Annotated in this window: 25 protein-coding genes; 11 read left to right on the top strand and 14 right to left on the bottom strand. The window is 57.8% G+C overall.

Going from position 1 to position 25276, the window contains the following annotated elements:
• Positions 1 to 4: 4 nt before the first annotated feature.
• Positions 5 to 709 carry a YebC/PmpR family DNA-binding transcriptional regulator gene (locus AUC60_RS23920; protein ID WP_087273526.1) on the bottom strand — a complete coding sequence of 235 codons (705 nt, stop codon included), beginning with the start codon at positions 707 to 709 and terminating at the stop codon, positions 5 to 7.
• Between the two features lie 336 nt (positions 710 to 1045).
• On the opposite strand from AUC60_RS23920, the gene AUC60_RS23915 reads away from it, so the two are divergent.
• Complete coding sequence (locus tag AUC60_RS23915; protein WP_158099152.1) at positions 1046 to 3025, top strand: type VI secretion system Vgr family protein; 1980 nt, start codon at positions 1046 to 1048, stop codon at positions 3023 to 3025.
• Between the two features lie 5 nt (positions 3026 to 3030).
• On the opposite strand, the gene AUC60_RS23910 is transcribed toward AUC60_RS23915, so the two are convergent.
• The 4 genes from AUC60_RS23910 to AUC60_RS23895 all read right to left on the bottom strand — a co-directional run bounded on the left by AUC60_RS23910 (position 3031) and on the right by AUC60_RS23895 (position 7071).
• Complete coding sequence (locus AUC60_RS23910; protein ID WP_087273523.1) at positions 3031 to 3804, bottom strand: enoyl-CoA hydratase; 774 nt, start codon at positions 3802 to 3804, stop codon at positions 3031 to 3033.
• Between the two features lie 71 nt (positions 3805 to 3875).
• A complete protein-coding gene (locus AUC60_RS23905) occupies positions 3876 to 5084 on the bottom strand; it encodes an acetyl-CoA C-acyltransferase (protein WP_087273521.1) in 1209 nt (402 codons plus the stop codon).
• Positions 5085 to 5188: 104 nt separating this feature from the next.
• Complete coding sequence (locus tag AUC60_RS23900) at positions 5189 to 5956, bottom strand: 3-hydroxyacyl-CoA dehydrogenase (protein WP_087273519.1); 768 nt, start codon at positions 5954 to 5956, stop codon at positions 5189 to 5191.
• 59 nt (positions 5957 to 6015) lie between these two features.
• Positions 6016 to 7071, bottom strand: coding sequence for an AraC family transcriptional regulator (locus AUC60_RS23895; protein WP_087273555.1), 1056 nt, complete (start codon positions 7069 to 7071; stop codon positions 6016 to 6018).
• 163 nt (positions 7072 to 7234) lie between these two features.
• Between AUC60_RS23895 and AUC60_RS23890 the strand changes: the two genes are divergently transcribed.
• Positions 7235 to 7714 carry an LEA/WHy family protein gene (locus AUC60_RS23890; RefSeq protein WP_087273517.1) on the top strand — a complete coding sequence of 160 codons (480 nt, stop codon included), beginning with the start codon at positions 7235 to 7237 and terminating at the stop codon, positions 7712 to 7714.
• A 33-nt stretch (positions 7715 to 7747) separates the two neighbouring features.
• Here the strand turns inward: AUC60_RS23890 and AUC60_RS23885 are convergent, their stop codons facing one another.
• Positions 7748 to 8002: a hypothetical protein gene (locus tag AUC60_RS23885; protein WP_087273515.1), complete on the bottom strand. Its 255-nt coding sequence runs from the start codon at positions 8000 to 8002 to the stop codon at positions 7748 to 7750.
• Positions 8003 to 8165: 163 nt separating this feature from the next.
• Between AUC60_RS23885 and AUC60_RS23880 the strand changes: the two genes are divergently transcribed.
• Entirely contained in the window at positions 8166 to 8486 is a 321-nt protein-coding gene (locus AUC60_RS23880; RefSeq protein WP_087273513.1) for an ElaB/YgaM/YqjD family protein, read from the top strand.
• 114 nt (positions 8487 to 8600) lie between these two features.
• Here AUC60_RS23880 and AUC60_RS23875 read toward each other — a convergent pair whose 3' ends face one another.
• Both AUC60_RS23875 and AUC60_RS23870 read right to left on the bottom strand, forming a co-directional pair.
• Positions 8601 to 9101, bottom strand: a complete 501-nt coding sequence (locus AUC60_RS23875) for a hypothetical protein (RefSeq protein ID WP_087273511.1) — start codon at positions 9099 to 9101, stop codon at positions 8601 to 8603.
• A gap of 111 nt (positions 9102 to 9212) precedes the next feature.
• The gene (locus AUC60_RS23870) at positions 9213 to 9563 is read right to left on the bottom strand and encodes an SPOR domain-containing protein (RefSeq protein ID WP_087273509.1); all 351 of its coding nucleotides are present in this window, start codon (positions 9561 to 9563) and stop codon (positions 9213 to 9215) included.
• 504 nt (positions 9564 to 10067) lie between these two features.
• On the opposite strand from AUC60_RS23870, the gene AUC60_RS23860 reads away from it, so the two are divergent.
• The 8 genes from AUC60_RS23860 to AUC60_RS23825 all read left to right on the top strand — a co-directional run bounded on the left by AUC60_RS23860 (position 10068) and on the right by AUC60_RS23825 (position 18842).
• Complete coding sequence (locus AUC60_RS23860) at positions 10068 to 11135, top strand: M4 family metallopeptidase (RefSeq protein ID WP_087273506.1); 1068 nt, start codon at positions 10068 to 10070, stop codon at positions 11133 to 11135.
• Between the two features lie 20 nt (positions 11136 to 11155).
• Positions 11156 to 11455: a protealysin inhibitor emfourin gene (locus AUC60_RS23855; RefSeq protein WP_087273504.1), complete on the top strand. Its 300-nt coding sequence runs from the start codon at positions 11156 to 11158 to the stop codon at positions 11453 to 11455.
• Between the two features lie 310 nt (positions 11456 to 11765).
• Positions 11766 to 13877: a putative bifunctional diguanylate cyclase/phosphodiesterase gene (locus AUC60_RS23850; RefSeq protein WP_087273502.1), complete on the top strand. Its 2112-nt coding sequence runs from the start codon at positions 11766 to 11768 to the stop codon at positions 13875 to 13877.
• A 241-nt stretch (positions 13878 to 14118) separates the two neighbouring features.
• Positions 14119 to 14739: a paraquat-inducible protein A gene (locus tag AUC60_RS23845; protein WP_238599633.1), complete on the top strand. Its 621-nt coding sequence runs from the start codon at positions 14119 to 14121 to the stop codon at positions 14737 to 14739.
• A complete protein-coding gene (locus AUC60_RS23840; protein ID WP_087273498.1) occupies positions 14736 to 15350 on the top strand; it encodes a paraquat-inducible protein A in 615 nt (204 codons plus the stop codon). The genes AUC60_RS23845 and AUC60_RS23840 overlap by 4 nt, the downstream gene beginning before the upstream one ends.
• On the top strand, positions 15343 to 17025 hold the full coding sequence (locus AUC60_RS23835) for a PqiB family protein (RefSeq protein WP_087273496.1): 1683 nt from the start codon (positions 15343 to 15345) through the stop codon (positions 17023 to 17025). The genes AUC60_RS23840 and AUC60_RS23835 overlap by 8 nt, the downstream gene beginning before the upstream one ends.
• Complete coding sequence (locus AUC60_RS23830) at positions 17022 to 17633, top strand: PqiC family protein (RefSeq protein WP_087273494.1); 612 nt, start codon at positions 17022 to 17024, stop codon at positions 17631 to 17633. The genes AUC60_RS23835 and AUC60_RS23830 overlap by 4 nt, the downstream gene beginning before the upstream one ends.
• A gap of 396 nt (positions 17634 to 18029) precedes the next feature.
• Positions 18030 to 18842 (top strand): class I SAM-dependent methyltransferase, encoded by an 813-nt coding sequence (locus AUC60_RS23825; protein WP_087273493.1) that lies wholly within the window; start codon positions 18030 to 18032, stop codon positions 18840 to 18842.
• Between the two features lie 2 nt (positions 18843 to 18844).
• Here AUC60_RS23825 and AUC60_RS23820 read toward each other — a convergent pair whose 3' ends face one another.
• From AUC60_RS23820 to AUC60_RS23795, 6 genes are all read right to left on the bottom strand, one after another.
• Complete coding sequence (locus AUC60_RS23820; protein WP_087273491.1) at positions 18845 to 20110, bottom strand: Zn-dependent hydrolase; 1266 nt, start codon at positions 20108 to 20110, stop codon at positions 18845 to 18847.
• Positions 20111 to 20196: 86 nt separating this feature from the next.
• On the bottom strand, positions 20197 to 21378 hold the full coding sequence (locus tag AUC60_RS23815) for an amidase (protein WP_087273488.1): 1182 nt from the start codon (positions 21376 to 21378) through the stop codon (positions 20197 to 20199).
• Positions 21375 to 22382, bottom strand: coding sequence for an ABC transporter ATP-binding protein (locus AUC60_RS23810; RefSeq protein ID WP_087273486.1), 1008 nt, complete (start codon positions 22380 to 22382; stop codon positions 21375 to 21377). Before AUC60_RS23810 ends, AUC60_RS23815 begins: the two co-directional genes overlap by 4 nt.
• Positions 22379 to 23422, bottom strand: a complete 1044-nt coding sequence (locus AUC60_RS23805; protein ID WP_087273485.1) for an ABC transporter ATP-binding protein — start codon at positions 23420 to 23422, stop codon at positions 22379 to 22381. Before AUC60_RS23805 ends, AUC60_RS23810 begins: the two co-directional genes overlap by 4 nt.
• A 2-nt stretch (positions 23423 to 23424) precedes the next feature.
• Positions 23425 to 24318, bottom strand: a complete 894-nt coding sequence (locus tag AUC60_RS23800) for an ABC transporter permease (RefSeq protein WP_087273483.1) — start codon at positions 24316 to 24318, stop codon at positions 23425 to 23427.
• 2 nt (positions 24319 to 24320) lie between these two features.
• The gene (locus AUC60_RS23795; RefSeq protein ID WP_087273481.1) at positions 24321 to 25274 is read right to left on the bottom strand and encodes an ABC transporter permease; all 954 of its coding nucleotides are present in this window, start codon (positions 25272 to 25274) and stop codon (positions 24321 to 24323) included.
• Between the last annotated feature and the right edge of the window lie 2 nt (positions 25275 to 25276).

The raw sequence follows: 25276 nt of genomic DNA, 5'->3' as shown, positions 1-25276 counted from the left end.
TTGCTTATCCCGCCAGACCTACATAAACGTTCTGCACGTCGTCGTTGTTATCGATGGCAGCCAGGAACGCTTCAACTTCGGCCATTTGCTCATCGTTGAGGCCATTAACGGTGCTTTTCGGGCGGTAGCCCAACTGAGCTGACTGCACGGTAAAACCGAACTCCGGAAGCTTTTTGCAGACTGCATCCATGTCGGTAGGCTCGGTCAGAAACAGGGTTGCGCCCTCTTCGCCCGGCTCACAATCCTGAGCGCCTGCCTCGATAGCCGCTTCGTCAGGATCAGCATCCGGGTTGATCGGCATCGCTTCGATCATGCCCTGATAGTTGAAGTCCCAGGACACCGAACCTGCTGCGCCCAACTGGCCCTTGCGGAACAACACGCGGATTTCAGAGACCGTGCGGTTGATATTGTCGGTCAGGCACTCAACGATCACCGGCACACGATGTGGCGCAAAGCCCTCGTAGGTAAGGCGTTCGAAGGTAACGTTTTCGCCCAGCAGGCCTGCACCTTTCTTGATTGCGCGTTCCAGGGTTTCCCGCGGCATGGAGGCTTTCTTTGCCTGCTCTACCACCAATCGCAGGCGCGGATTCATGTCCGGGTCTGCTCCGGCGCGCGCTGCAATCATGATTTCCTTGGACAGCTTGCCGAAGATACGTCCCTTGGCATTGGATGCTGCTTCTTTATGCTTGACCTTCCACTGTGCGCCCATGCTTGCTCTCTTGATCCGATTGCGTCTTGCCCGATGCGCCAGTACCGGTAAACGGAATGACTGCAAACCACGGCAAAACGTTGAAAATGAGGTAACCGATACGTCGCGATCGATGCTCGACGCCGCGCATTTTATACCCGATGACGCCAGATGAAACCCCTGCTGTCGCCCGATTGCACATCGAGGTCATCTCTCACCGGGGTTAGTGCACTGCAAAGCAACTAGCGACATTCCTCTTTAACCTGTAGTCCCTTTCTGAAAAATGCTGAAGCGATGCCTATGGCCCGTGGCATTTCGTACCCTCTGCCCCCTCAAATCAAGGTGGGAGCGATGTGGATGTCCGAAGGCCAACGTATGCCGATCACTCTGGCGATTGGCGATCACAAGACCAATCTTCCCGTTATCACCGTCAGCGGGCGGGAAGCTTTGAATGCTCCCTATCGTTTCGTTATTGATGTGCTCAGTACCGATCCGAATCTGCAATTGAAGGCGCTTGAGCAAACAGCAGCCTATCTGGCACTTGGCCCGGATCAAGGGGTGCACGGCAAGATAAGCAGCGCTGTCCAGTTGCATGCGGGGATCAAGACGAGCCTGTACCGCGTCACGCTTGGCCCTGCTTTGCTTGATCTGGAACAGCGTCGTCAGCGCAGGGTGTTCCGGGAACTGAGCGTGCCACACATCATTACCCGGCTTCTTGAGGAGCACCGCATTGACAAGGCCACTTGGCGCTTTGAGCAACTGGTGGGAATCTATCCGCCGCGAGAAGTGTGCGTACAGCACGATGAGACCGATCTGGAGCTGCTTTTACGGTTGTGTGAAGAGGAAGGCATTCATTTGCGTTTTGAACATCAGCATTTCTGTCATCTGCTGATCTTCGCCGACGACCCTGCCTGCTTCCCTCATCGATCATCTGCGGCCCAATTCAAACCTCCCGTATTGCAAGCAGTACATGCTCCTGCCATCTCGTACCTTGCCGAACAATGGGCGCTGCAGCCAGTCACCGCTGACCATAACGTCTTCTCACACCATCACCGGGCTCTGCCCACCCCGAAACTCGCCCGCGTTAATGAGCGGGATGCGAGCAATCAGCGCCTCGAGGCCAGCGTGCTTTCGCGTCTGCCCACCGAGCGCCAGGCCCATGAGCGGCAAATTGGCGCCCGCGTCCTGGAGCGTCAACGTTGCGAGCGGCGCACAATCCTCGGCCTGAGCACCGACTTGCCGATGACGCCAGGTCAGATAATCCAGGTACAGGCCCATCCCGAAGCGCGGTTCAACGACCAATGGCTGTTGGTTGAGGTCACTCATTTCGCCAGTCAACCTCAACTCTTGCCAAGCCGCGCGACAGAAGATGCTGCGCAGATTATCGAGGTTATCAAGTCCCTGGCGGCACGCTCGGAACCGGAGCTGAAGGACTTCAACGCAGAGTCTCATCGCGATGGCTATAGCAACAGCTTCCGCGTGCTGCCTTGGGAGATGCCTTTCCGGCCAGCGTTGAAGCATCGTAAACCTGCAGCCGGTGTTCAAACCGCAACCTTGCTGAGCCAGTGCAAGCAGACAAAAGATCAGCGACTGGACGGACGGCTACCCATTGGCTTCGACCCCGACTCTGCCGAGGCCAGCGCTGAGTTGTACGCGCATGCTTGTATTTCTTTGCCGCAGCTAAAGGCGCTGCGCATTGGCGCGACGTTAAGTGTGGGGCACTTTGAGAGCGACCCGCAGCGACCGATTATTCTTGGCGTGCCTGACGAGCATGGCGCATCTTTGCCCAGTCAATCTATGGACAGCTTGCCGAGCGCTGAACAGGTTCATCTGGACCTGCCGCAAACCCTGCACCTGAGTGCCGGGCGGGAACTGCAACTCGCCACGGTAGATGCCAGATTCAGACTGACTGCCACACGCATCAGCATGACGGGCGCACCGCCTTTACTGGTCGCCAAAGACCGTTCTATGACAATGGACGCTCACAGGCAACATGCTGCGCTGACTTTTCTTGATGCCGATTTGCGCCTGACCGAACAGCCAGGCCTGCGCGGTGCGCCATTGGCCCATTGCTTGTGGTACATCGTGCGGATGCGCGACGCGGGACTGCAATTCCTCGCCAGGCTGCAACCCGAGCATTTCCTGTTCGAAGGCAAGACCGACAAACACGGTTATTGCGGACTCGGCCCTCAACAGTTACGTGAGCTGGCAGATGCTTACCGCAAGAGCCCGGATGACCTTTGCCTGGTCCACCCGGGGCAATGCATCAAGCTGCAGACCTGGTTTGAGCAGAACTGGCCGAAACGGTTGCATCAAGCATTCCGTCAGCATCGCTGACGGATTTATCGCCCCTTGAAACGGGGCTCGCGCTTCTCAATGAAGGCAGCCATGCCTTCTTTTTGGTCTTCGGTCGCGAAAGCAGCATGAAACACCCGGCGTTCGAAGCGGATACCTTCGGCGAGACTGACCTCGAACGCCCGATTGACGCTTTCTTTGACCATCATCGCCACGGGCAGCGATTTTTCCGCAATGGACGCGGCGACTTTCAACGCCTCACCCAGCAACTCGTCGAGCGGCAATACGCGCGCCACCAGCCCGGCGCGCTCGGCTTCCTGAGCGTCAATCAAGCGGCCGGTCAGGCACATTTCCATGGCCTTGGCCTTGCCTACCGCGTGAGTCAAACGCTGGGTGCCGCCCATACCCGGCAAGACACCGAGCTTGATTTCAGGCTGGCCGAACCGGGCATTATCCGCCGCCAGAATGAAGTCGCACATCAAAGCCAGTTCGCAGCCGCCACCCAACGCAAATCCGGCAACGGCAGCGATCACTGGCGTACGTCGGGAAGCAACGCGATCACTGTCGCTAAACAGGTCGTCCAGATAAATTTGCGGATACTTCAGTTCAGCCATTTCCTTGATATCTGCGCCTGCGGCAAAGGCTTTGCTGGAACCGGTCAGCACAATACAACCGATATCACGATTAGCGTCCAGATCGTCCAGAGCGTGGTTCAGCTCGCTGATCAATTGCGCGTTGAGCGCATTCAAGGCCTGCGGACGGTTAAGCGTAACAAGCCCCACCCTTCCTCGAATCTCTATCAGGATACATTCGTAACTCATTGATTGTTCGCCCCTTTATCCAATTATCTATTCTAGAATCTACATTAACTTTGAATCATGACTTATTGCTTTTAATCGACTAGTTCCAATGCCATAGCGGTTGCTTCGCCGCCACCAATGCAAATGGCGGCAACGCCTCGCCGCAGCCCTTGTCGGCGCAAGGCACCCAGCAACGTCACAAGAATGCGGGCACCCGAAGCGCCAATGGGATGCCCGAGGGCACAGGCGCCGCCATGCACATTGACCTTGTGATGCGGCAGATTCAGTTGGCTCATGGCCGCCAGCGTTACGACGGCGAAGGCCTCATTGATTTCGAACAGGTCAACCTGCTCCAGCGTCCATCCAGTGCGCTGCATGAGGTTGGTGATCGCCCCGATGGGCGCCACGGGAAACAGTCCCGGCTCATCAGCAAAAGCGCTATGGCCGTGGATCACTGCCAAGGGCTTGAGGCCGTGCAGTGCAGCTGCAGAACGACGCATCAAGAGCAACGCGGCGGCCCCGTCGGAAATGGAGCTGGAATTGGCCGCGGTCACAGTTCCGCCCTCGCTAAAGGCAGGTTTAAGTGTCGGGATCTTATCCGGCCGGGCCTTTGGCGGCTGCTCATCGTGACTGACCAGCCGCCGTTCCTTACCCACGGTGACGTTCAGCGGGATTATTTCATCCGCGAACCAGCCATTGTTGATCGCATCCTGTGCTCGGCTGAGTGATGCCTGCGCAAATGCATCCTGTATTTCCCGGGTAAAACCGTGGCTCTGTGCGCATTGTTCGGCGTAAGTCCCCATCAGCCGACCTGGCTCGTAAGCATCCTCAAGGCCGTCGAGAAACATATGATCGAGCACTCTGCCGTGCCCCATGCGGTAGCCGCTGCGTGCCCGGTCCAATAAATACGGCGCGTTGGACATGCTTTCCATCCCGCCCGCCACCACCACTCGGGCGGTACCGGCCAGCAACTGGTCATGGGCCAGCATCACCGCTTGCATGCCTGACCCACACATCTTGTTCAGCGTTGTGCATAGCGTCGATTTGGACAGCCCTGCACCCAATGCCGCTTGCCTCGCGGGGGCCTGGCCCAACCCGGCGGGCAACACGCAACCAAACAACACCTGTTCGACCTCCTCGGGCGATATACCTGCACGGGCCACGGCAGCGCGAATCGCTGCGGCACCCAGCTGAGGCGCCGTCAGGCTCTGCAACTCGCCCTGAAAACCGCCCATGGGCGTGCGCATGGCACTGACGATCACTATAGGGTCGTCGTTCAATGATGAGCGTTCTGAAGTCATGATTAATTACCTTTCAAAAGACGCCTAACCAATTGATTTATTAATGATAAGTATGGATTACGGGCAGTCGCAGCCGTCGACAGCCCTACAGACAGCTGCGTCGCCTATCGCGCCGCCATACGCAAGGCACCATCCAGACGAATCACTTCACCATTGAGCATAGGATTTTCGATGATGTGCCGGACCAGCGCGGCGTACTCGTCCGGTTTACCCAGCCGTTGCGGGAACGGCACGCCTGCGGCCAGGGACTCGCGCACCTGAGGTGTCATGCCCGCCATCATCGGTGTTTCGAAAATACCGGGGGCGATGGTCATGACACGGATCCCGAAACGCGCCAGCTCTCGGGCTGCGGGCAGGGTCATGCTGACTATTGCGCCTTTGGAGGCGGCGTAAGCGGCCTGGCCGATCTGGCCGTCGTAAGCCGCTACGGAGGCGGTGTTGATGATTACGCCACGTTCGCCGACCTCATCTGCGGTATCGCGAGACATGGCTTCACTCGCTAGTCGCAAGAGGTTGAAAGTGCCTATGAGGTTGACGTCGATCACCCGACGAAAACCGGATAGATCGTGGGGGCCTTCTTTGCCAAGGATTTTCTGCGCACCCACAATACCGGCGCAATTGACCAGCCCATGCAGTGCACCGAATGCCTCGATACAGGCTTGCACGGCAGCCTGCGCGGACGCCTCCTGGCTGACATCGGTGACAACGGCCCGAACATTTGCGCCCATCTTGTCCGCCTGAGTGGCCAAGGCCTCGGCATTGAGGTCGGCTAGCACCACCCTGGCCCCGGCATTGACCAGCATCTGTGCAGTGGCGGCGCCCAGCCCGGATGCACCACCACTGACCAGGAACACTTTGTCGCAAATATCCATGAGTGACCTCTATTCGGCATTTTGTTTTTGTTACCGAAATAGTCGCGCTGCACTTCCCTTCAGGCAATGGCCAAAGTGCTCAGTGTGGATGACCGGTTTTGACTCGTGCTGCCCAAAACGACGTCCCGGTAATGGCCAGGATTACTCCCCGACCATTTGCGAAAGGCTTTCTGGAATGAACTGGCGTCAGCGAAGCCCAGGCGACTGGCAATAGTGGCGAAATCCAGCTGTTCGTCGGTCAACCAGCCAATGGCCAGATCCTTGCGCACCGAATCCTTGAGTGCCTGATAGCTCTGCGCCTCTTCAGCCAACCGACGGCGTAAGGTCGAGTTCGACATGAACAAGCTGGCAGCCAGCTCGGCACTGGTCGGCCATTGCTCGGCGGGAAGGCTGCGCAAGTGCTGACGGACTCGGCTGGCCAGACTCTGCGGGTCACGGTACTTGACCAGTAGATTGCCGGGGAGCGCTGCGAGAAATGCTTGAAGTTCGTCGACGCTGCGCCGGATAGGTAAATCAAGGCAATCCGCCGCAAAGATCATTCTTGAGCGCGGCCGCTGAAAACGCAGGTTTTCGGAGAACATCACTTTGTAGTCATCAATGTAGTCCGGCTGCGCGCAACGCAGTTCAATGCCCAGAATGGGCACCCGTCGCCCGCACAGCCAGCAGGCGACACCGTGCACAATCATCCAGAACGTGAAGTCTGCGAATGCCCGGGATACCGGATCGCCCTCCTGACCAATGACGATCTCGGCCACGCTTTGCTGACGAATTAGCTTCGAATCGAAATGCTTGAGCATCAATCCGAGAAAATCCAGCGCTGACTCAAGCCCCGCGGTCAGGGTCGGTTGAGCGATGGCCGAACGGCAAAGAAACGCAAGGCTGCCCTGGCGCAGCGGGCGTGGATCCATGCCAAAGAACAAGTCGTCGCTGCCCTGCTCCAGCGTCCGCCACAAAGCCGCGTAGGCGCTGACCGACACTCGGGCATCGCAGTCAGCGAGCACATCAGGAGCAATGCCGGCCTGGGTCAAAAGCACTTGTCGGTTGCGCACGGACAGGCCGCTTTGCAGCAATGCTTCGCGCACCATTTCGACGGAGATGGTGTGCTTTGCAGTCAAAGCTGCAACCGGTGGCGCTGTTTTTTGGTAGTTGGGCATCTGCGACTCGTCGACATGCAGGTCCCGCAGCATAAGCCAGCGCCAGCTGAAAACGAATCTCTGCGCATGCGTGGGGTCTGACACGGATAGTGCAGGTCCTGTCACGAATGCAAGGAAAACACCGATGCCCCTACGCCCGACTCGTATGTTGTTGGTCAGCTTGTTGCTGTTGACCCTGAGTGCCTGTGCACTGCTGCCCAACCGCGATCCGCTGAACATTAACGTCGTCGGTATTGAGCCTTTGCCAGGCCAGGGGCTGGAGGTGCGATTGGCGGTCAAGTTGCGACTGCAGAACCCTAACGAGACCGCCATCGAGTACAACGGCGTTGCCCTGGACCTGGATGTAAACGGCAAGCTGTTGGCGTCGGGCGTAAGTGATCAGCAAGGTTCCATCGGACGGTTTTCCGAAACGGTGCTGGTGGTGCCGGTCAGCGTTTCAGCCTTCGCCGCCCTGCGCCAGGCCGTTGGCCTGACGCAAACCCAGAGCCTCGACAACCTGCCGTACACACTGCGCGGCAAACTGGCCGGTGGGTTATTCGGCACCATGCGCTTCAAAGACAGCGGAGTATTGAACCTGCCGCAGCCCGTCGATGGGAGCTGGTAAGTCCCAGCAGTAAACGGGAATAAGAAGACGTGCTTACTTGTTGGCTGCCATGAGCCGATTGACTTCACTGCGGACCATGTTGGCGTACTCAGGCGGGCTCATGGCATCAAGCTCGGAGCGGACCCATTCGGACCATTTGCCCTTGCGCTTGGCGCGTTCCCCGAATAACCGGGCAGCGTCGCCTTTGGCCTTGCCCAGATTGCTCTGCCATAGATCAAAGAGGCGGGATTTCTCGTCTTCGAGCGCAGCACGCTCCGGGAGCGGCCGATTGGCCAGATTGAAACTCATAACGGTCACCTGTGACTAAAAACCGGAAGCATCTTACACCCGTATGGGTATATTTCCGGCAAATTCCACAAGCAAAATGACGTGCGTCGCACAGACTTCTGCAACTTTTCGTCAGCCGCAAGACTCCATTGCTCACTGCCATCATCAACGAAAGGAAAACATCATGGCTCGTAAAACTGCCGCTCAAAACACTGCAGAACAGATCAAGGACCAGGCTTTCAGCGAACTGCAGGCCCTGATTGAAGAGTCCGACAAGCTGCTCAAGGACAGTGCCGCACTGGTCGGCGAAGACGCCGAAACCCTGCGCGCGCAACTGAGCCTGAAGCTAAAACAGGCGGCCGAATCCGTAGCCAGCGTACGCGAGCGTACCAAGCCAGTGGTTGAAGCGACTGAAACCTATATCGGTGGCCACCCATGGCAGACCGTAGCCATTTCCGCAGGCTTTGGTCTGGTGGTGGGTTTGTTGCTGGGTCGTCGCGACTAAGCCTGGACCACTAACGGTCAAGCCTTGAAATGTGTTGAACCTGTCGCTGGCAAGTACCGCTCCCCCGCAAGATTGCATTCATGGGGGGGAGCAGCTTTGCCAGCGACGCTGGTTTTAGACTGGACTCCCCGGCACCAACGCTTGTAACTGCCTGGCAAAATGATCTGCCGTAAATGGCACCGCCTCGGACTCTTTCACGCCGATGCGCTTCTTCTCCATCCACTGCACACCTTGTGTAGCGTCGACACAACTCAGTGACACCTGTTCCTGAGCATGCAGGCTAAGGCCTGTCGCCGAAATCGACACCGATCCTTTAGGGCCCATCGCATCGGGAATCAAGGCAACCTGCCGCCCCGCAATGGTCAGCGTCATACGTTGAGTGCGAAAGGGAGAGTTTTCGTCCGGATAACCCTTGCTCTGCGCAAGATGCGGCTCGTACTCCACTGCAATCTGACCACTAGCCGTTAATGGCTTGAGCCAGATTTCGATCTGTTCGTAGAGTTTGAGAATGCTTGCCTGCCATTGCCCAAGGCCGGTGTGGAATTGCTGGTGTTTATGTTCTTCATGGCGTTGATTGGCGGTGAGTAACTCGCCCAATCTTTGAATTTCGTCCATAACAGCGCTTCCCGGTTCACGCCTCGAATGATTCGAAGCGCGTGAACCGAGGGTGTCACAGCGATGATCAAGTGTCTTGCTGCATTCTCGACAAAGGCCGGCTAACAGCTATCAAGGCGCCCGCTGAATGACGACCGGCGCTGCTTTACGGTGGGATTTTGCGATTTTGGCCAGCAGTTCAGTGCGAATCTTTTCTGCCTGCTCCTGGCTCGTGTACGGCCCGATCAATAATTGCTGCTTACCGTCAATCGTCACCAGATAAGGCGGGTAGCTACGCTCAAGCAGCCAGGCACTGATATCGCTGAGTGCCTCATTGGCATTGATCTGAATTTCCCATTGCGGGGCAGCCTGCGGAGCCTGCACAGCGGTTGCCGCCTGCACCTTGGGGGCTGGCGGAGTCGACTTGTCGACATCACATCCAGCCAGTGCCAGCACCGCCATCATCATTGCCAAATTGCGCACGTCTGCTTGCTCCTTTCAAAAGTGGGCGCAAGTTTAGCACTGCTGTCATCGACAGCGGTCCATTCGGGCTGGCGACACTTCGTCGCTCTCAGACATTAAACAATTGACCAGATCACGCCCAACGGCCGCACCCGCGTGGCGCGCCTCATCGACTGACTGATAGCCCCAGTTACAAATTCTAACGATTGGAACAACTGTACGGCCCGGCATTGTCACTTTTACATGCGCCACAAACTCAACCAGTTCTCCGATGCCCGGCGCACGTATCACCTGGATTTCTATCACCTGTTCACGATAGATGTCCGAAAACGTTCTCTGCGACCTATTCATTTGGATATCGTCCAGTGAATGGGTGAACTGTTTGGACAGCTCCGCACGCCAGACGTTGTTAAAAGATATCCGGGTGAATGGTAGGAATGTCATTGGCAGCTATGCTGCCTAAAACCTGTACAGCCTGAAACCAGACCTTGACGGTTCAGCAACAATGCCCAGGGAGATTCGCGTATGTGCCATCGAAACCCGCTGCATTGCATCATTCCCCCTTACATTCTTGAGCATCTCGCTCAATCGCCTCACGCCCGGGTCAGAGCATTGGCCATCACCAACCTGGCCAGCGGCTCGGCGTTTGTTGCATTTCGCACTTCAGCACAGGCGATGCCGACCCTGCTGGCAAGCAAGTCACCCAACGGCAAAAAAAACCGGCTGACGTACGACGCCAAAGGTACCAACAGCCTGCCCGGCAGTCTGGCCCGCGCTGAAGGCCAGCCGGATACCACTGACGCTGCTGTGGATGAAGCCTTCAATGGCTCGGGCGATGTCTACGACTTCTACGAACAACTGTTTGGTCGCAATTCGCTGGACGACAACGGCATGACATTGATTTCCAGCGTCCACGTCGCGGAAGTGGATTTTCAGGGCGGCTTTGTGCCTATGAACAACGCGTTCTGGAATGGCCAGCAGATGGCCTATGGTGATGGCGACGGTGAAGTGTTCGAACGTTTTACCGGCAGTCTGGAAGTCATCGGCCATGAGTTGACCCATGGCGTACAGTCTTTCACCAGCAACCTCAGCTACCAAGGACAATCCGGCGCGCTTAACGAGCACTTTGCCGACGTGTTCGGGATTCTGGTTCGCCAGTGGAAAGAAGGCACTAGCGCCGCTGAATCAAGCTGGGTGATTGGCAAAGAGCTGTTGGTCCCGGCCCCGACCCGCCGCGGTATTCGCGACATGGAAAACCCCGGCACGGCTTATGTGAACGACCCGGACCTGGGCGACGACCCTCAACCCGCCACCATGGCCGACCTGTACACCGGCCCCAAGGATAACGGTGGCGTACACATCAATTCTGGTATCGCCAATCGGGCTTTCGTGTTGAGCGCCAAAGCGCTGGGCGGTAATGCCTGGGACGTAGCGGGCAGGATCTGGTACGAAACGCTTCTGCAACTACACAGCACAAGCCAGTTCATCGATTGCGCCAGAATCAGCGTACAAGTGGCAAGCGGCAAGCAATACGGCAGCGCTGCAAGAAAAGCCGTCAAAGCTGCCTGGAAGAAGGTCGGTATCACCGTTTGAGTCTAGTGAGGAGCGTCATCATGAGAGTGTGTTACGTGCAATCCGGCGGATTTATCGGGGCGATTAAAAGCTGCGAAGTGAATACGGCTGACCTGGAGCCACCTGAAGCAGACCAGGTAAAGCGCCTGGTGCGCGACAGCGGATTTATCCAGTCCGGTAACTTCCTTTCCGAACAGACTCGGGACCATAAGCAGTACGAGATCACCATTGAAGATGACACCAATGCGATCTGCGTGTCTTTTGATGAGCACAATATCCCTCCAGAAGCGCAAACGTTATTGAGCTACCTGCAAAAGCACGCAAAACCGGGGAAGCTTTGATTAGAAAATGCAACGAGCTGAATTAAGATACCGCTACTGCAGGAGATGGCCCGCCGTCCATGGCAAAGCACTTGGTGCAGCAGACGCGGGAGATGCAGGAGTGAGCTTGCTCGCGATAGGGTCAGTACAGGCAATACATTCAACGACTCACAGACCGAATCGCAAGCAAAGTGGAGCGCCACGTTTACAACACCAGGATCAAGGCAACCCAAATAGTGGCTATATGATGCTATAGTATTGCCCGGATCCCATCCAGCAGCCCTTCCCGACCTTGCTGTTGCTGGTGCGCCGATCCCATTTAGAGGACGAAATGATCGCACCCATCCTGGCTCTGTATTTCATCTCCACGGGAATATTGGTCATGGGCGCGTTCAATGCCGCCTTGCTGGCCCGCAACAGCGGATACACGCGGGCCTGCTGGATGTTTTCGGCCATCTGCCTGGTGTTCACCCTGTTCCAGATATCCAATGCCCTGCAGTACTCGGCGCAGACCGTTCAAGCGGCGCTGTTCGCTCATAAATGGGTGAACTTTTTTTCGCTGCTTTTAGTTCCGCTCAGCAGTTACCTGATAGCGGCATTGGAAAACCGGCCCAAGGCGTATAAAGCCTCTTACCTGGTCGCTGGCGTAGCGCTCTTTGCGATCATCTTCAACGCTGCGACACCGTTGGGCTATCGCTTCAACAGCTTGCACTCCGATAGCCCGAGCGCGTTTGCCTGGGGAGAACAGCTCTACATCCTTTCCGGCGAGCCAACCTTTATTTATCAGATCATGCGCGTGCTGAACTTCACGCTGCTGGGCTGGGTCACGCTGTTTTCGCTGAGAATCCGCAAACAGGCCGGATTACTCTCGAATATTGTGATCTGGACCTCCGTTGTCCTGTTACTGACGGCCACCGTCCTGACCACTCTGGCCGACGCAGGCGTGATCAAAGTGCCCTATCTGGGTGGCTTTGGCTTCCTGTTCCTGGCTGTCTGGTTTTCGGTCATGGTCAAGGCAAGGATATCCAGAAGCAGGCGGGAAAAAGCACGTATTGATCAGGCGCTTGAGCAAGAGATCAACAGTCACAGAATCGCCAGCGAGCGCTTCGAACATGCACTTCACAACGATCCACTGACTGAACTACCCAATCGTTCCGGAGCATTGGTCCGGCTGCAAAGCCTGATAGCGACCAATAAAAAGAATCAAACCAGGCTGGTGGTGTTTCTGCTGGAGCTTGACCAACTTGCGATCGTCAACGGCACACGCGGCCACAAAGCGGGCGACCAGTTGCTGATCAAAACCGCACAACGCCTTCAGCTCACGACGCGCGACAGTGATCTCATTGCGCGGGTTGGCACCGGCCAATTGTTGGTGGGCGCAAGCGGCGTCAAGAACGACCAGGGTATTACCCGACTACAAGAGAAGCTGTCCAAAGCGCTGGCGTCGTCCTTCGATGTCGCGGGCAGCCCATTGAAAATCACCTCCAGCGCCGGTGTCGCGGTGTTCCCCGAAGATGCCAGCCAGCCAGAGGACATCCTTGGCGCGGCGGAACTTGCGCTGCATGAGGCCAAGAGTTTCGGCCCTGGCAATCTGCGGGTCTATCATCCAGCGCTCAAAGAAAATATTCAGGAACGGGTCGACTTCGAGGCAGCGCTTGGTCTGGCCCTGGAAAAAGGACAGTTTTTCCTCTGCTACCAACCGCAAGTGCTCGCGTCAGACGGCCGCACGGTATGCCTCGAAGCACTTATCCGCTGGCAGCATCCTGAATATGGTCTGGTCATGCCGGATCGCTTTATTCAAATTGCAGAGTCAATGGGCATCATCGCCGACATGGGCGCCTGGGTGATCGATACCGCCTGTGAGCAACTGGCCCGCTGGCATGCCATGGGGTTTGCCGACCTCAAAGTGGCGGTCAACCTGTCAGTACAGCAGTTGTTGGTCACAGACCTCGAAGCAACGGTCACCAACGCCCTGCAGCGGAGCAATCTTCAAGGTCATCATCTGGAACTCGAAATCACCGAGTCGGTACTCATGCAGGACCCCGAGCGCTCTATCGAGCGGCTTCGTGATCTGCGCCGACTGGGGGTGAGGTTGTCGATCGATGACTTTGGTACCGGCTATTCCTCACTGGGCTACCTGCGAGTCTTGCCGGTGCACGCTTTCAAGCTTGATCGCAGCTTTGTCCGCGATATAGGCAACGGCGGCAAGGATCTGGAGATTTGCGCCACCGCCATTGGCCTGGCAATAAACCTTGGCCTGGAAATCGTCGCCGAAGGCGTTGAAACCTTAGAGCAAATCGAGCAACTGCGAGCGTTAGGCTGCCATTTTCTGCAGGGATACTTTTTTGCCAGGCCACTGAGCGCGCAAGCGGCCAGCGACTTTCTTGTAACGGAGTTCCAGCGTCTGGAGAGCGCTTCTTCCCGGCACACCGCAGTGATTTGATAATTGCACTTGCGAATGGCCTTATATGAAGGCCTGGTTCGGTCTTCCCATGCTGTAATCTGTCGCCGCTCAAATAATGGCTTAGTGACATGTGAACGTAGGCCAGCGCCCGAGGTCCATGTTTCATACCATTAAAAGGAGAGGCTGATAAATGGAGCCTTATATGCGCCGGGCAGATATCTTCTCGCCTTCGAGCCTCTTGCGTTATCCTCTGCGGCCCACGGCGTAGATGAACAGCACCTTGCCTGACACCATACAACCCAGCGATGTCATTATTTGCGAGCATTGCGACTCGCTCTACGAGGCTGTGCCTTTGCAAAAAGGTGAGACAGCTTCCTGCGCCCGTTGCGGCGCAGTTCTTGAGCGGGCCCATCGTCTGAGCCTCGAGCAATTGCTGGCACTGACCATCGCCGCTGCTGTGCTGTTCGTTTTTGCCAACGTTTTCCCGGTGATCGACATCAGCATGAAAGGTCTTAGCAACGAGGTCACTCTCTGGTCTTCAGTCGAAGCGCTGGCTCAGGGACGCATCACGTTAATTGCGCTGGTTGCCGGACTGTCGATCATTTTTGCGCCGATGCTACAAATCATCCTGCTGTTCTGGGTCCTTTTGCATGCCCAGAAAGGCACCGTGGCTCCGGGTTTTAAAATGTGCATGCGCGCCCTGGAGCATCTACGGCCCTGGAGCATGCTGGAAGTGTGCATGCTGGGCATCCTGGTGGCGATCGTGAAACTCTCGGGCATGCTCGACGTGCATGCCGGGGTTGGCCTGTGGGCCATGGCGATGTTGATGGTGTTGATTATCCTGATTGCCGGTAAGCACACCCGTCGACTGTGGACCGAGTTGGGAGTACAACCTTCTTGAACGGCATTCCCTTCGCTCGCGAGCGCGGCTTGGCGTTGTGTCATATCTGCGGCTTTGCCTGCCCGGAACACATTCACGAATGTCCTCGGTGTGAATCTGCGGTCCACACTCGCAAGCCCAACAGCATCGTTCGCACCTGGGCGTTTTTGATTGCCGGGCTGATTTTCTATATTCCCGCCAATACGCTCCCGGTCATGTACACCACGATGTTTGGCAATAGCAGCCAGAACACCATCATGAGTGGCGTCATCGAGTTTTTCAAAGGTGGCTCGTGGGACATTGCTCTGCTGATTTTCATCGCCAGTGTCGTGGTGCCCAGCATCAAGTTCGTCGTCCTGGGATTGCTGCTTGTAACCTGCCAGCGGCGCAGTACCTGGGCGATGCGCGAGCGCGCAAAGCTATATCGTTTTATCGAGCTGATTGGCTATTGGTCAATGCTTGACGTGTTAGTCGTAGCGCTGGTTGCCGCCCTTGTGCAGTTTCATGAGCTCAGCACCATCGAGCCTCGAATTGGCATTCTGTTTTTTGGTTTGGTAGTGGTGATGACGATGTTCGCCGCCATGAGTTTCGATCCCCGGCTCATCTGGGACGCAGAGGTTGAAGATGTCTGACAATACCCTCCCCCCTTCCTCATCGGCCCCACGCCGCCCGGATATCACGCGGCGCCGCGTGCGCGTATCGCTGGTCTGGCTGGTGCCAATCGTCGCCGCGTTGATCGGTCTGTCGATGGCGGTCCATGACTGGATGTCCATCGGCCCGAAAATCACCGTCAGCTTCCAGACGGCAGAGGGGCTGGAGGCTAACAAGACCCAGGTCAAGTACAAGAACGTAGTCATCGGCGTGGTGACCGGGATCGAACTCAGCGAGGACCGGACTCACGTCCTGGCGACTATCGAGCTCAACAACAGCGCAGGCCCGTTCACCCGCGAAGACACTCATTTCTGGGTCGTGCGGCCACGTATCGGCGCGCAAGGCGTGTCCGGGGTGGACACCCTGTTGTCCGGCGCATTCATCGGTGCGGACGCGGGCAGTTCGGAAAAAACCAAGGCCGACTTCCAGGGACTGGAAACACCGCCGCCAGTGACCTTCGGGGACAGAGGCAAGCGTTTCAAACTGCACACGGACGATCTCGGCTCACTGGATATTGGCTCACCGGTTTACTACCGCCGCATTCAGGTTGGGCAGGTTGTTTCTTATGAGCTGTCAAAAGACGGTAAAGGCGTTGATATTCAGATCTTCATCAACTCGCCTAATGACCAATACATCTCCACTGACACGCGCTTCTGGAATGCCAGCGGCGTGGACGTGACCGTGGGTGCTGCGGGTCTGAAGATTGACACGCAATCGATGGCATCAATCCTTTCCGGCGGCATAGCCTTCAGAGAACCCAACTGGAGCCCTGACGCTAAACCAGCCGATGAAAATGCCGAATTCCGAATTTTCGATGACCAGGCTGCGGCACTTGCGCCACCCGATGGCGAACCGCGTTATATACGGATGCGATTCGAGCAATCCCTGCGCGGTCTGGTGGTTAATGCCCCCGTTGATTTCCTCGGTGTGAATGTCGGTCGCGTCGTGTCCGTGGATCTGGATTATGACCCCGCGACGCAGACCTTTCCCGGGATTGTCGGTGCGGTCATCTACCCGAAACGCCTGGGCGCAGCGGAAGAAAAGCTCCAGCAGTTAGGCGGCACCGGCGACCTTGATCAGCAATCGGCGCGTATTCTGGGAGCATTTGTTTCCCGGGGCCTGCGCGCCCAGATCCGCACGGGCAACTTGCTGACTGGCCAGTTGTATATCGCCATGGACTTTGATCCAAAAGCACCGAAAGTGGTGTTCGACCCTAAAGCCCGGCCACTGGAAATACCGACCGTGCCGGGTAGCTTCGATAAGCTGCAAGAACAGTTGCAAGCCTTCGTCGAGAAGCTCGGCAGGCTGCCTCTCGATGATTTGGCAAAGAATCTCAACGGCAGTTTGAGCGAGTTGCAGAAAACCCTGAAAACCGTCAACGGCACCGTTTTGCCAGAGATGCGCGGCACTCTGCAGCAGGCGCAGAAAACCCTGGGCACGGCCAACGACAGCCTGGCTGAAGACTCCCCTGCTCGCCAACAACTGGGCCAGGCCATGGATGAAGTGCAGCGCACAGCCCGCTCGGTCCGTGTGTTGACCGACTTCCTCAGCCGTCACCCTGAAGCATTGCTGCGTGGCCGCACTGACGATGCCGCCCCCAGTTCTTACAAATCCCCGTCCTCATCCCGTGCCATCAGACAGGAGCCACAACAATGAGTCTGCGTTTGAAGTTCATGGCATTGGCCGCCGCGCTGGGACTCAGCGCCTGCTCCTCAACGCCGACCCACTATTACACACTGATTGCGCCCATGAGCTCGGCACCGCCTCCTGTCGCAAGCCCTGCTCCGTTCCAGTTCGAAATGCTGCCAGTGTTGATGGCTGTCCAGGTTGATCAGCCGCCGTTAGTCGTGCGCCAAGGCGACGGCAGCCTGGCCATACTGGATGCGGAACGCTGGGGGTCGCCGCTGGGCGACGAGTTCCATGACGCGCTCACGCCACAGCTGGAGCGCCGTTTCGGCAGTCGCGATATGGCCGGGTTGCCGAAGGATCCGTCTCAACCGGTGTTATCACTGCGCGCTGATGTACGTCGCTTCGAGTCGGTGCCAGGCCAGTACGCGTTGATTGATGTCGTGTGGACCTTGGGTTTACGCAACAACGACGCCAAGCGTCAGAGCCTGACCTGCAGCAGTATTATCCGTGAGCCCGCTGGCCTGGGGATGGAGAATCTGGTGCTGGCGCATCAGCAGGCCGTTTCCAGGCTGGCGGACAGCATCGCCAGAACCGCCACAACGTGGTCACAACAGACCGGTGCACGCTGCCCTTGAAGTTTTGAGCCACACGTCGCGGCCCTTAGAGGGCCGCAGAGACGCAGAATCTTCCCTTCAGACCCCACTTTGCAGAAGTTGCCGCACAGCTAATCAGCCCCCAAAAGGGCAATTAGCTACGTGTGATTCTGTGTGTTAGCAACTAGCGGTTTGTTTCCGTCACATCACGATTGAATTGAGCCGGCGTCTACGAACCAGGTTCTGGTTATGACACTTATCGCCATTCCCTATATCCGACCGGCCGCCACCGCTTGCAACTTGTTTATTTGAAGCGGTTAACTCTAGTGCGAGGCGGTGCGGATTGCGGTCGTTATCAGGTTATCCACTTGTTACCTTCTTCTGCGTCCGGCAAGCCCATTGCCACCCCTGCTCCCAGAAGACAGGAAGAACAAAACCATGGAACAGCCTCTCGATTTACCCGCCCTGAAAACCCGCCAACAAGCTGCCTGGGCCAGTGGCGACTACGCGGTAATTGGCACTACGTTGCAACTGGTTGGCGAACTGTTAGCCGAAGCCTGTGATCTGCGCTATGACGAAACAGTGCTTGATGTAGCCGCTGGCAACGGTAATGCGACGCTGGCGGCAGCACGACGGGGTTGCCGTGTCACCTCAACCGACTACGTCAGCGGTTTGCTCGAGCGCGGTCGGGAACGTTCTCGAGCGGAACATTTTGACGTCACGTTCCTTGAAGCAGACGCCGAAGCGCTGCCCTTTGAAGACGCTACTTTTGATGCAGTGCTGTCGACGTTCGGCGTGATGTTCACCCCGGATCAGCAACAGGCAGCGACGGAGTTGGCCCGTGTCTGCAGACCGGGAGGACGTATTGGTCTTGCCAACTGGACACCTGCGGGCTTTGTCGGACAGGTCTTCAAAACACTCGGCAGGCATTTGCCTCCTCCCCCTGGAGTTAAACCGCCTTCCTTGTGGGGCACTCAAGCGCATCTACGCACACTCTTCAGCGACACGGCTGACGACATTCGCATAGAACATCGGCATTTCAACTTTCGTTACCGCTCTGCGGAGCACTTCATTGAAGTCTTCCGCACCTGGTATGGTCCGGTGCACAAAGCCTTTGCCGCGCTCTCAGAAACAGGCGCGGTGACACTGCACCGAGAACTTGCCGAACTCCTGACCCGCCTCAATCGTGGGGGAGAATCCTCGCTGGTGGTACCCAGCGAGTATCTGGAAGTCGTCATTACCCGACGCTGAGGCTATTGCGCGGTGCTGACCATGGCCCGAAGCAGCACCGCGCAACCTGCCGCGAGATCTTCCGGCGTCGCATTTTCGATTTCGTTGTGGCTAATGCCACCCTCGCACGGCACGAAGATCATCCCGGCAGGGCCCAGCTCTGCGATAAAAATAGCGTCGTGCCCGGCGCCACTGACGATATCCATGTGGCTCAGCCCTAACTGGGCCGCACTCTGGCGCACGGCATCGACACACAAGCTGTCGAAGTCCAGCGGCGGAAAATCTGCGGTGGGTGTTAATTGATAGCTAAGACCGTGTTGCGCGCAGGCGCTTTCAATGACCTGCTTCAGCTCGTCAACCATTGCCTGCAACTTGTCAGCTTGCAGGTGACGGAAGTCGATGGTCATTTTCACTTCGCCGGGAATCACATTACGCGAGCCCGGATGGATATTAAGACAACCCACCGTGCCACAGGCATGGGGTTGGCTTTGTAACGCGATGCGGTTTACCGCACTGACCACCTGCGCCGCACCGACCAACGCATCCTTGCGCAAAGACATGGGCGTAGGCCCTGCGTGGGCCTCAACGCCTGTCAGGGTCAGGTCAAACCACTTCTGGCCCAGGCAGCCCATGACCACCCCAATGGTTTTCTGCTGATCTTCGAGAATCGGCCCCTGTTCGATGTGGGCTTCGAAATACGCGCCTACCGGATGACCGAGCACCGCCCTGCTCCCCGCGTAGCCAATACGCTGCAGCTCCTCACCCACTACCAGGCCTTGTTCATCCTGTTTGGCCAGGGTTTCGGCAAGACTCAACTGGCCTGAGAACACCCCCGAGCCCATCATGCACGGTGGGAAGCGCGAGCCCTCTTCATTGGTCCATACAACTACTTCCACGGGAGCTTCGGTCTCCAGACCGAGATCATTCAGGGTGCGAATCACTTCAAGCCCGGCCATCACACCAAAGCAGCCGTCAAACTTGCCGCCGGTGGGCTGGGTATCAATATGGCTGCCGGTCATCACAGGCGCGCGATCCGGATTACGACCCGGGCGGCGGGCAAAAATGTTACCGATGGCGTCCACGCTCACAGTGCAACCGGCCTCCTCGCACCATTTGACGAACAAGTCGCGTGCCTGACGATCAAGGTCGGTAAGCGCAAGGCGACAAACCCCGCCCTTGGTTGTTGCGCCGATTTGCGCCAGATCCATCAATGATTGCCAGAGGCGCTGGCCATTGATCAGCGGTGCGTTGGAGGTGAGCAATGTTGAAGAGGTGAACGGGGTGGTCATGATCGTTTCTCCAATCTAATGGGCACTGACTTTCAGGACTGCAATAAATGCAATCCTTCAGGATGGGAAATGCACTTCCTGTAGGGTCAGGCCGCGCTGAAACCGGCGATCTTCACTGCCAGCTTCACCAGGCTTAAGTCACTGCCCACCGGGCCCATCAGGGAAATGCCCAGCGGAGCTCCGTCTTTCATGGTCAGCGGCATGCTCAACTGCGGCGTACGGCAGAGCACGGAAATGGCCAGCAGGTGATGGGAAATGCGTCGGGTTTCTTCTATTTCTTCATCTTTGGCGCTGAGCAACGGCGCGATATCAGGAACGGTAGGCATCACCAGTACTCGGTCGCCTAGCAGCGCTTTCCAGTGCGCAGCAAATCGTTCGCGCAGCGCGCAGGCATCGTTGTACTGCTCGTCAGTGACAGCCTTTGACCAGGCAAAACGGGCCGCGACGTCCGGTCCCAATGCCAACCCTTCACGCTCGATCAGCTCGCCTTGAGCCTGCCACGCTTCCCGACCCTGGATGTAACGGAATGCCCAATAGGCATCAGTCAACGAAGGCAGCTCACCTTCCAGTTTTTCCAGCGGGCCGCAGCAGGCGTTGATTTGCGCAATGGCCGGTGCCAGAGCGTCCAGCGATGCTGCCGGCAGCAGTCCGAACAGCGCATCACTGATCACCAGTTGCGGCACCTCCGGCAACGGTGCCGGATCCTCCCCCAGCAAGCACTCACCGACCAGACCGAACACTTTGGCCTCACGAGCGAAATACCCTGCGGTGTCCATGCTTTCGCACAGCGCCTGAGTATTTGCCAGCGACACCCGGCCATGACTCGGACGCAGCCCGAACAGCCCGCAATAACTGGCCGGGGTGCGCACCGAACCGCCGGTGTCGCTGCCCATGGCGAAATCACACAAGTGGTTGGAGACCGCAGATGCAGAGCCCGACGACGAGCCACCCGGAATCCGGTCGTGGGCCGCACCGTTGCGCGGCGTGCCGTAATGGGCGTTTTTGCCACTCATCGAGAACGCCATTTCATTGGTGTGCGCCTTGCCCACCAGTTCGGCCCCCGCGTCCAGCAAACGCTGGATGGTGGGCGCAGTTAGTGTCTTGACACCGGACATGGCCAGCACATGAGGATTACCTCCCCCGGTTGGATAACCCGCTACGTCAAACAGATCTTTGGCGGCAAAGGTGTAACCCGCCAAAGGACCGCTGACCGCACGAGGTACATCAACGTGGGGATAAGGCATGAAAGCAAATGCAGAATCGGTCATGTCATGGACTCACAAACGGAATGAACGGGAGCCTGACTCCAGTGATGGCAACTCACGGAGTGCTCAGCAAGAATCTCTTCGATGGCCGGAACTTCGCTGCGGCAAATATCGCTGGCACGCGGGCAACGTGGCGCGAAGGCGCAGCCTGCTGGCAAGTTGGCTAAATCAGGAGGCGCGCCGGGAATGCTGATCAGCCGCTCGCCCTTGCGCAGCCCGTCCTTGGGGCGGGTGCCGAGTAAAACCTGGGTGTAGGGGTGCTGAGGATTATCCAGCAGCTCAGCCAGCGGTGCCTGCTCAACGATGCGCCCGCCGTACATCACCGCAACCCGGTCAGCGACCTCAACGGCAGCGCCAATGTCGTGGGTCACGAAGATGATCGACAGACCCAGTGCCTGCTGCAATTCACGCAGCAGGATCAGAATCTGGATCTGTACCGTGGCGTCCAGCGCCGTAGTCGGCTCATCGGCAAGTAGGATCTGTGGTTTGCAAGCGAGCGCCAACGCGATCATCGCCCGCTGCCGCATACCGCCCGACATCTCGTGGGGATAAGCATCCAGACGTTGTTCAGGACTAGGAATACGCACACTGCGCAAGGCTTCAAGTGCCGCCGCGCGGGCTTCAGCCTTGGACATGGAGCCGTGACGGCGCAGCGCCTCAATGATTTGCTGACCAATCGTGTAAACCGGGTCAAGCGCCAGCAGCGGTTCCTGAAAAATCATCGAAGCCACCGGCCCGCGCAACGCTTGCAGTTGGCTGCGGGACAGCTTCATCAGGTTCTGTCCGGCGATATCGATCTGCCCTTCGATCGTGGTGGAGCGTTCCGAATGCAGGCGCATCAACGCCCGCAAGGTGACACTTTTGCCTGAGCCCGACTCGCCAATCAGCGCCAGCACTTCACCGCGAGCCACTTGTAGGCTAACGCCGTTGACCGCCGATAATGTCTGCCCGCCGCGCTTGAAACGGACCTTGAGGTCACGCACGGCAACCATGGGTTGTTCGCTCATGCCAGTGCTCCTCTGTGAATCAGTTGCGCCGATGGGCTGCGGCTATGCCCGCCGCCTGGCTGAACCATCAGGCAGGCCGCCTGATGCCCTGCACCTGTCTCGGTCAGCGCGGGGGCGGTCTGCCCGCAAATCGCTTCTGCGTGGGGGCAGCGCGTGTGAAAACGACAGCCTGAAGGCGGATTGATCGGGCTGGGTGGGTCGCCGGATAGCGGCGAAACCAGCGTGCGATGGGCCGGATCCATCGACGGCATGGAGGTCAGCAACGCTTGGGTGTACGGGTGCTGCGCGTCGGAGAACAACGCTTCAGCCGGGCCAATCTCGACGATCTCGCCCAGATACATGACCATGATCCGGTCGGACAGGTAACGCACCACATGCAAGTCGTGGCTGATGAAGACATACGTGAGTTGCAGACTGTCCTTGAGGTCCAGTAGCAGGTTCAGAACCTGCGCCTCAACCGACTTGTCCAGCGCCGAGACTGCCTCATCGAGGATCACCAGCCGTGGATCCACCGCCAGTGCCCGGGCGATATTCACCCGCTGACGTTGACCGCCGGAAAGTTCATGGGCGTAACGACCGGCGAAGCGCGTCGGCTCCAGCCCTACCCGGCCCAGCAGGTCACGGGCGCGCAGCAGTGAGTCTTTCTGGCTGACGCCGTGTACGGACGGACCGAACGCGACCGACTGTTCCATGGTGAGGCGTGGGTTCAAGGACGAATAGCTGTCCTGGAAGACCATTTGCACCTGACGCCGGTAATCACGCAACGGCAACTGATGGCCGCCAACCGTCATCGCGTCGAAGACCAGTTCGCCGCTGTCGTGCTCAATCAACTGCATCAACAGCCGTGCGGTAGTCGATTTGCCGCAGCCGGACTCACCGACCACGCCAAGGGTTTCGCCCTTGTGCACAGCGAAGTTGATGCCATCCACGGCACGAACCACGCTGCGTTTGCCCAGTGCGCCTTTGACCGGGAAGTGCTTGACCAGATTTCCCACTTTCAGCAGTGGCTGCGCTGGACCGCCAATATCGCGCTTGGTCATCGTCAGCTCCTGATTGCCATGGCTGCCCGCAACCGGTCGGCGAGCACGTTGAAAGAAATCGAAGTGATGAAGATCATTGCCCCCGGCAAGGCTGAAACCAGCGGTTGGGTGTAGATCGCGGTGCGAAGGGTATTGAGCATCAGGCCCCACTCAGGCTCCGGCGGCGTGACGCCCAGCCCGAGAAACGACAAGCCCGAAGCGAGGATCATCGACACCGAAATCAGCCCCGTGGTGAACACGAAAATCGGCCCCAGCACATTGCCCAACACCTGAGTGCGAATAATCGTGAATGAACCCGCCCCCGAGGCACGCGCCGCTTCGATGTAATCCCGATTGCGCACCTGAGTGGTCACGCTTTCAGCAATCCGCGCCACTTGCGGCACGAAGACCAGCGTCAGTGACAGCAAGGCGTTGTTGACCCCGGCGCCCAACGCTCCCGAGAAAGCGATCGCCAGCAACACCGACGGGAATGCGTAGAACACGTCCACGGTGCGCATGATCAGGCTATTCAGCCAGCCACCGAAATAACCGGCAATGACCCCAATCGCGCCGCCTATAAAGAAGGCAAAGATCACCGGTGTGATGCCCATGAACAACGACAAACGTGCACCCAGCATCAGACGCGACAGCAGATCACGCCCCAATTCATCCGTGCCCAACGGGAAGCCTTCGGTGCCGATCGGCTTCAGGCGCTTGAACATGGAAGTAGTAAACGCGTCGCCCGGCACGATCCATGGCCCGAACACAGCAAGCAGCAGCAACACGAAAATGATCGTGCCGACCAACAACGCCACCGGATCGCGGCGCACGCGGCCAAACACTTCACTCCAATAGCCCGGCGAGCTTTCGACGGGGGCAATGACCGGCGCGGCCGGCCGCAAAATCGACAGGTTCATGCTCAGCCCCTTTTGATACGTGGATCGAGCAACGTCTGCAGGATGTCCACCAGCAGATTGAGTGCCACGAAAAATAGAGCCAGGACCCAGATCGTGCCCTGCAGCAACGGCAAGTCACGCTGAAAGATTGCCGAGTTGAGCAGCAAGCCAGTGCCGGGCCACGCGAACACGGTTTCCACCAGAATCGAGCCGCCCATCAAGTAACCGATCTGCAAGCCCATCACCGCCATCGCGGTAGGCGCTGCGTTTTTCACCACATGGCGGAACAGGCCCCATTCACTCAGGCCCTTGGCGCGCAAGCCGATGATGAATTCCTGAGCGAGGGTTTCCGCTACCTGAGCGCGCACGGTGCGGGCGATGATTCCGGTGGGGATGACCGACAAGGTAATCGCCGGGAGAATCATGAACTGCAGATGCGCCCAATCCCACGCCCACGCGGCTTGCCCCAGCGGGCCACCCCCAGTTGCGGGCAGCCAGCCCAACTGCGAAGAGAAGATGATCACCATCAACATGCCGAGCCAGTAATGCGGGACGCTGACACCCACCGCAGAAATAGCCGACGCTACGCGATCAAGCCAGCTGTCCTGAAAATAGCCGCCGACGAAGCCGAACAGGCTGCCCAGGACAAAGCCGATCAGGGTTGCCAGCAACGCCAGCCGCAAGGAGTAACCCACTGCGCCCATCACTTCGGCAGTGACCGGACGGCCACTGGCAATCGACATGCCCAGGTCACCCTGTACGGCATGCCATAGCCAAAGGCCAAACTGCACCGGCAGCGGTTTGTCGAATCCATAGGCCTGGATCAACTGCATACGCAATGCTTCGGACGCATCAGGCGGCATGACCGAAACCAGCGGGTCGCCTGGAGCCATTTGCACGAGCATGAAACACACCAGCGCCACGCCCAGCAAAATGGGCGTCGCCAGTAGAACGCGACGCAAGATATAGGAAAGCATAA

It is taken from the genome of Pseudomonas caspiana, from assembly GCF_002158995.1.
GTDB classification, from domain to species: domain Bacteria; phylum Pseudomonadota; class Gammaproteobacteria; order Pseudomonadales; family Pseudomonadaceae; genus Aquipseudomonas; species Aquipseudomonas caspiana.
The sequence above is the reverse complement of the archived record's forward strand: the minus strand, read 5'-3'. Positions and strand labels throughout refer to the sequence as shown.